We start from the raw sequence: 7763 nt of genomic DNA, 5'->3' as shown, positions 1-7763 counted from the left end.
GGGAATGAGCTATCGGTACATAGTGACGGACCGCTTAGGAAATAGTCTGACATCACAGGAGGGGGTTGTGACCGTTACACCGAAGACGGTGCTCTCCATCACAAAGCAGCCAGAGAATATGACGTTGAGAGATGGAACCCGAACGGCTTTTGAAGCGCAGGTATCCGGAGAAGGAGTGACCTATCGCTGGCAGTATAAGTTCAAAGGAAACAATACTTGGATAGAATGGGGGACCGGAAATCCATTTACACCAGTATGCGTGGCAGATCATTATTGGCAGGGGATGAGCTATCGATATATCGTTACAGATCGACTGGGGAATAGCCTGACCTCCCGGGAAGGAACGGTAAAGATAGTTTCCGGAGAGACAAAAGAGGTTCCCGAGGTCCCTGATCTTTCCTTAAAAGAAGGGGAGAGGCCAACCATAACGGCTCGGAATGTAGATAATACGGCCAGCTGCCTGTGGCAATATAGATTCAAAGGAAGCAATACCTGGGCAGACTGGGGGACCGGAAATCCATTTACAACGCCTTATACTGCAGACCATTACTGGGATGGAATGTCCTACCGAGTGAAAGTTACGACAAAGGATGGGCAGATCAGATATTCCAATGAAGCGATGGTAAATGTAGCACTGCGCTTGCGAATAGAGAAGGGCTTGTCGGATGTAACCATTAATGAAGGTGAGAAGAAGACGTTTTCTGTTGAGGCAATTGGGAATGAACTGAGTTATCAGTGGCAGTATAAATTCAACGGAAGTAACACCTGGGTGAACTGGGGAACGGGAGATCCGTTTACAACGCCGTATGTAGCAGATCATTACTGGCAGGGGATGAGCTATCGGGTCATTGTGACAGACAGAAATGGGAAGACAGTGAGTTCCGAAGCTAAGGTGCATGTGATACTACGGTCTAAAGTAGTAGTTTTGGATCCGGGACATGATAGTTCTCATTGTGGTGCAAGCAGTGGTGGCTTGAATGAGCATGAGTTAGTGTTGAAGATCTCAAAATATTGCAGGGAAGAATTGGAAAAATATGGAGTGACTGTATATCTAACAAGGGAAACCAACAGTTGCCCTTCCGGAGTAATTTCGAATGCAGGGGACAATGGATGCCTCGCTTGGAGGGTCAATTATGCAGCCAAGAAGGGAGCAGCATATTTGGTTAGTCTTCATCTTAATTCCTACTCAACGCAGTCACCACATGGAGCAGAAATCCTTCAACAGAACAGTCATTACAATATAAATAATGTTTATGGCCAAAGCAGCAGTTTGGCAAGAAATATTTTAGAAGAATTGAATGGACTGGGAATTCCTAATAGAGGAGTTGGAATTGTTCAGAAGAATTCAACAGACCATACATTATATCCCGATGGGAGCCTTACAGATTATTATGGTATTCTTAGAAGAGCTAAATTAAAAGGGCTTCCCGCAGTTATAGTTGAACACTGTTACATTTCAAATACATCGGATCGTTTTAACTACTTAAGCAGCGATGAAAAGCTGAAAAGACTTGGGATTGCAGATGCCCATGGGATTTTAAAGACGCTTGGATTGAGGTAATTCAATTAATTACTAAAACTTCCCATAGCAGAAATACTTTCTATCATGGCCGTTATGATGATCTGGAAAGATTCTCCGAAGGTGATATCTGCCAGTTCGTCCGTGAAAAAGTAGAAGATCTCTACTTCGGACAATTCGGAATCTTCTCGTCTTTACCAACCATGACATTCACGGAAAGAAGGTACTTACTGCGGCTGCGGCGCTTCTTGCAGATTCCGAAGATATTTTTGATGGAAAGCTGCACTCCTTCAAACTCGTAGTAGATGTGGGAGATCTTCTTGTGCATAGCAATGGAATCCAGGCTAAGTTTTTTCACAGCGATCAGCTGTGCGGGACTAGAGAACCAAGTGCCATCAGACGGAATCCTTTGCAGTATTTCTTGGAAGTATGGTCAAACACACGAGATCCGAGTTCCGTATGCTTGCAGCTCGTACGTTCAAAAAGGCTGTCGTCAACAACAAACGCGTTTACACGATCTTCCGAAGTAAGCGGCCCAACAGCATCCGCAACCTTCTTAGACAGAAGGGTAGTAAACGAAGCCAGTTCGTCTTCGGACTGTTCAGGAACCGATAAAACGTATTCTTGTATTCTTTGAGAACGACTCTTTGAAGGAACCTGTCTTCTGCTGCATATACATGCTACGGTCGGTGAAAACATTGCAGAGCTTATACTTGAAAATATCGATTACCGGAACGCCTTTCTCCTTCTGAGCATTGCATTTACGGAGGAGGTTACCGATTCCGAAGGCACAACGTCTATGCCTTTTTAATTGCCTACATTATTGAGTTTTCAAGGTTCAACACACCTTTGGGGTGTGGGAAGTTTTAGTTAGTTATGTATACTTCTGGCGTTTGTTAAGTTATAGTTTATAGAGGAATGGAAATTATGAAAAAGAAAATAAAAAATGCTGATCTTATTGGAATTGTTATTTTCAGTATATTATACGGAGCTCTTTTATTCCATTTCTGCAGAAAATATACCTCTGATAATTCTATTCACATGCTGATCAGGAGATTGGTTTATTCCGCTCTGATTTATATGTTTCTTTTAGCACACTTTCTTGTGGATGTTAAAAGGATGTATCTACTCATATTCAAATACAGGCTTGTTATATCGATTGCAATCTTTATTTTTTTAGTAGCTAATAATATTAATTTTTCATCTATTGGGATGTATGATGCATATATTCAATCAGGAAGGGGAAATGAGTATCTGTATCCTGTTTTTGGACAACCTCGTGCGATAAGGAGTGATGAGTGGGTTGTAAGTATTAGTCGGATGATGTCTGGAGGATACAATCATTATGGACATTTTAATCATATTTTAAGAGCAGCCTCAGCAAATAATTTAACGGCTTCTGGATATGAAGTTGGGTATTGGGCATTGGCAAATCCTGCATCCTGGGGATATTATTTGCTGGGGTCCACATATGGACTTTCTTTTTATTGGTCTTTCTATATCATTTTTGGGGCACTTGCATCGTTTGAGCTGATATATTTAATTTGTGGACGCAAAGATATTGCCCTATTAGGTATGGCACTTATTCAGTTTTCTCCTTTTAATCTCTGGTGGTCATGTGTAACTGCTTTAACTGCAGGAAATGCTGCCGTAGCTTTGTTTGGACATTTTCTTAAGGCTAAAAAACCAATTACAAAAATTGCCTGTGGTTTTTTTATGGCATGTTTTGTCGGTAACTATGTTGTGGTTCTATATCCAGCATGGCAAGTCCCTTTCGGCTATATTTTTCTCTTTGAAGTGATATATTTTCTTTACAGGGATAGACACGATATTCAAAGATCTCAATTATGGGAAAGAATATTATTTAGTTTATGTGTGTTTTTCTCGGCCTCGATAATAATTTCATACATTATGGAACTTCGCCCTTATATCAAGGCAGTTATGCAAACAACTTACCCAGGTGCTAGGAGAGATTATGGGGGGTATAGTTTAAATAAATTGTTTGGCTATTTTATATCGATATTCGATTTCGCACAGAAAAGAAATAATCCGTGCGAATCAGCCACTTTTTTTTCGCTATTTCCTCTGGGTTTTGCTCTTTGGATATACATCCAAGCAAGAAAAAAAGGGAAAGATGCTTTTTTATGGTTTATGGGCGTCCCATCTGTAATATTATTATGGTATTGTTCAATTGGAATGCCAAAAGTGTTTGCAGAGGCCTCGTTTATGTCATATAGTACTAGCAATAGAGCTGTGGATGCTCTGGCATATTTAAGTGTCATTCTTCTTTTGTATACAATTTCACAAATACCTAACTATGAGTTACCATTGCTTTTTTCGGGCGTGCTAATGGCAATCATATTAATGCCAGCTGTTGTTATGGCACAGCGAGATACTGAAGTTACGAACAAATCTAAGGCAGTAATCACGGCAACAGCAGTATTGGTGTGGATAATTGTGGTGGAGTTATTGTCTGCAAAAAGAAAAGAGAAAGATAATAGAAAAAATGTTACAACTGGTGATTGTAAAAAAACTTTTATTATAATATTGTCATCTTTTATCCTCATCTCATTCGGATTACAAATTCATCCAATTGAAATTGGAACATATGCAATTACATCAAAACCAGCTTATAGAAATATTAGAAAGCTAGTAAAAAATGATCCTCAAAAAAAGTGGATTGCCGTTAGCGATAATATTGTTGTGTCGAACTTTGTTGCAGCGTGTGGTGCACCAATTTATAATTCTGTTCATTATATTCCAAACATGTATTTTTGGCATATTGTTGACCCAAATGGAGTAAAAAATAATATATATAATCGGTATGCGCACATTATTGTCAATTTGGATGATAACAATAGCTCAATTGACTTGCTACAACCTGATACCATTAGTTTGAAAATCACCTATGAAGAACTGGAAAAATTAAATATTGATTATATTGCTTCAACAAAACCATTGCAGAACCAAAATGTAAAACAGATATACGAGGAGGATGGGTTTTATATTTATTCAACACTCAAAGATAGATTGAATATTGATGGTAATTAACAAAAACGTAAGCGTCAAATAGACAGCATCTAGGTAAGCGGTAAATCGCCAGTACCTTGTTAAAAAATACAGCTGCCATCTCTGGCAGCTGTGGGTTGTCAGTCAAGTTGTTTCCGGCATTCCGCCGGCAGATCCTGGGACCATGGCTCCAGCTTCGTAAGTCCTCAATCACCGGTACCCTGAAAAGATACCGGTGATTGAGGACTTACAATCCAAGCAGGAAATCCCGGGTACAATCTTCGAAGCCAACCTTTTTCAGATGAGTATCTGATGCTGATGGAGCACAAGAAGCTTCCGGTGGAAGCCATGAAGAAGTTGCCACAGGCAATGAACTTAATCAAGGTGGTGCCGATAACTTATGACTATCAGGATTCTAATTTGAAGAAAGACGGCTTCTGAATCAGGCAGCATTTGGAGGTTTAGGTCACTTGTGGTTATCGTGACCACAAGTTAAGGAGGATGCCTTTTGGTTTAAAGATATTATAGGAAGAACATGATGGAGAGAAGAATAAACAAGTCAAAACTTCCATATAGTGCAGATAAGGTAAATAAAAGAAATAAGGTTACTAAAACTTCCCATACCTGAAATGGGACTTGTTCCTTGAAAACTCAATAAAAACAGGCAGTCAGATAGTTTTATGCGACTGCAGATCCTCTTAAGAGAGCACGCTGCATATATTCCGGAAGACGATCCACGAACATCTTGATAAAGATATCCATCTGTTCGTCGGTAACCTGGAACACAGTATAGATGCATTCAAACATAGCTCTCAGAATGATCTGAAAGGATTCTGCGAAAGTAATGTCTGCCAGTTCATCTGTGAAAAAGAAGAAGATTTCTCCAAGCGAACGATCGTCTTCGTTTCGGCGCTGCTCCATGGCGATCATCATGTAGCGCGCAAAGACAATAGCGACATGTGCAGTCAGCGCATCGTATGACAAACTGTGGCACTCGCTGATAAGCTGCAGATACGTTTTGCAGGTTTTGAAGAAGACCTCGATCTGCCATCTCTTGCCGTAAATCCGAAGAATCTCTTTTTCAGAAAGATCCGGATTGGTACAGATGAATGCGATCCAGTCCTTCTTGTTCTTCTTATTTCGAACACAGACGATCCTGGCCGGGATCTTCTGATCTTTTCCAACCATGACGTTTACAGAAAGCAGATACTTGCTGCGGCCGCGACGTTTCTTGCAGATGCCAAAGATCTTTTTGATGGAGAGCTGCTTACCTTCATACTCATAGCGGATACGGCTGCTCTTCTTAATCATGGCGATGGAATCCAGGCCAAGATCCTTGATGGCAACAAGCTGTGCCGGGTTGGAAAACCAGCTGTCAAAGAGAACATAATCAGCTGTATGGCCTGCCTTCTGGGCTGTTTTGATCAGTTCAAGCATCGCATCTGTGCCCTTCATCTGGGCGAGTTTTCTGCGATGCGCAGCCAGAGAGCGTCCATCAAAGTGCTCCTGCGGACCGATCAGATTGGAATCCTTGGAAGAAGCAAGAAGGCAACTGTTTATCGGGAGGAATGTATTTCCATCCGTCCATCCAAGTGTCATGAGACGATAGCCTTTGGTATAGCGCATGGAGGTGTGATCAAATACCCTGGAACCCAGTTCTGTCTTCTTGCAGCTGGTGCGCTCGAATAGGCTGTCATCGATGACGAATGCATTAACGCGGTCTTTATCCGTCAAAGGTTCTACTGCATCGACCACCGCTTTAGAAAGCAGAGTCGTGAAGCGCAGCCAGTTGGTTTTCTGCCCATTGAGAAATCGATAGAAGGTGTTCTTCGAGAAGGATTCTTTGTAGGAACCGGTTTTCTGCTGCATGTACATGCTTCTGTCAGAGAAGACGTTGCAGAGCTTGTATTTGAAGATCTGAAGAACAGGAACTCCCTTTTCCTTCTGCGCATTGCATTTGCGAAGCAGATTGCCGACGCCAAATCTGGTAAAAAATGAAGAAATCGCGTTAAAAAGATCCTGTCCGTCCTGGTCCTGTGGTAAACTTGAGTTGGGCATAGAAACCTCCTTGTGTGTATTTGTTTCTCGTCAACTCAATTATACCAAGGCCCAGGTGACTGTGCCTTTTTATTGCCTGTTTTTATTGAATTTTCAAGGTTCAACACACCTTTTCGGTGTGGGAAGTTTTAGTAAGGTTAGAAAAAAGATATACGTTATTTTGATTATGCTATCTATTATTATTATAGTAGGTACGCTGCTTCTTCAAAAAGTGACTAAAAACAATGATATTAAGTTAGTTCTAGAAGTATTTACTAATTTAGCATATGGAATATTTGGCTCTACGTTAGTTGCTTTATTAATAGAAATCAGAGATGTGAGAATACAAAACCGAGACTTTATAAGGACTTATGTTCTTACGATAAAAAGTTTCCTGTATAGTTATATCTATTTGATGACTTTATTTAGAAAATGCGTAGTGAAACATGATAAAAATGTTGAATATCGTAATTACCAATGGGTAGAGTGGGCAGAGAAAGCAATTGAAAACCAAGATAAGTTTTCAGAAGAAGATTGCGCAAATTTGAAGGAAGCAATTGAAGCTGTCAGGAAGGATATAAATTTGATTTTTCAAGCTGGCTCTTCAGGTGTGCTAAAAGCACTTGATGAAGTGAGTTATAACAGACTTTCTAAAATTGATAAAGATCTAGAATTGTTATTAGATAGTCAGGATTCGTCAATTATTGTAGAAAATCTGAAATATAAAATTGTCGAAGAATGCAATTCTTGGTTTTTACTTAAGGGGTTAGATAAAGAAAGCTTTGGGGCTCAAATTGATTTTGTATGTGAGTCTGTAAGAAGTAGAATATTTGATTTATTTAAGATTGATATCTAAAGGCGTTTACACTTTAGGTGTACATTAACTAGTGGGATTTTGATACTTCAAATTATCGGCGTGCTATTGATTGCTGGGGCATTGCGGTTTGGTTCATAGGAGCTATGTGCTTTGATATGGATGTAAGTCCTCAAACATGAGTACTTAATCAAAGAAAACCCTGATAGAATCAGGGCTTCTTGAGAATAGATCTGTACTTTGAAAATTTAAGATTTTTTTGGCCTATTGATCTGGCTCAGACAATACTTCTGAATTCGTTTGGACCAGGGAAGAAGATCATCCAGATAAGATGGATCCTCATCTTCGGCATGATTGGGAAGTTCTGTAAGCAGAAGTTCGAAG

General features: G+C 40.1%; 6 protein-coding genes. 4 read left to right on the top strand and 2 right to left on the bottom strand.

Going from position 1 to position 7763, the window contains the following annotated elements; translation table 11 throughout:
- Positions 1-1561: N-acetylmuramoyl-L-alanine amidase (locus tag ACKX2L_RS03295; RefSeq protein ID WP_497552609.1), on the top strand; the 1561-nt coding region annotated here is incomplete at its 5' end.
- Between the two features lie 121 nt (positions 1562-1682).
- Here ACKX2L_RS03295 and ACKX2L_RS03290 read toward each other — a convergent pair.
- Positions 1683-1877: a hypothetical protein gene (locus ACKX2L_RS03290; RefSeq protein ID WP_497552161.1), complete on the bottom strand. Its 195-nt coding sequence runs from the start codon at positions 1875-1877 to the stop codon at positions 1683-1685.
- Positions 1878-2446: 569 nt separating this feature from the next.
- Here ACKX2L_RS03290 and ACKX2L_RS03285 point away from each other — a divergent pair.
- Together ACKX2L_RS03285 and ACKX2L_RS03280 are read left to right on the top strand one after the other, a co-directional pair.
- Positions 2447-4570: a DUF7657 domain-containing protein gene (locus ACKX2L_RS03285; RefSeq protein WP_497552160.1), complete on the top strand. Its 2124-nt coding sequence runs from the start codon at positions 2447-2449 to the stop codon at positions 4568-4570.
- Positions 4571-4846: 276 nt separating this feature from the next.
- On the top strand, positions 4847-4969 hold the full coding sequence (locus tag ACKX2L_RS03280; RefSeq protein WP_497552159.1) for a hypothetical protein: 123 nt from the start codon (positions 4847-4849) through the stop codon (positions 4967-4969).
- A 237-nt stretch (positions 4970-5206) separates the two neighbouring features.
- Here ACKX2L_RS03280 and ACKX2L_RS03275 read toward each other — a convergent pair whose 3' ends face one another.
- Entirely contained in the window at positions 5207-6586 is a 1380-nt protein-coding gene (locus ACKX2L_RS03275; RefSeq protein WP_497552608.1) for an IS4 family transposase, read from the bottom strand.
- On the opposite strand from ACKX2L_RS03275, the gene ACKX2L_RS03270 reads away from it, so the two are divergent.
- Positions 6579-7421: a hypothetical protein gene (locus ACKX2L_RS03270; RefSeq protein WP_497552607.1), complete on the top strand. Its 843-nt coding sequence runs from the start codon at positions 6579-6581 to the stop codon at positions 7419-7421. The genes ACKX2L_RS03275 and ACKX2L_RS03270 overlap by 8 nt on opposite strands.
- Positions 7422-7763: the final 342 nt, after the last annotated feature.

The sequence above is a fragment of the Porcibacter vitabionis genome (assembly GCF_046263795.1).
Classification (GTDB): domain Bacteria; phylum Bacillota; class Clostridia; order Lachnospirales; family Lachnospiraceae; genus Lachnocurva.
Note: the sequence above shows the minus strand (reverse complement) of the source record. Positions and strands in the feature narration are given on the sequence as shown.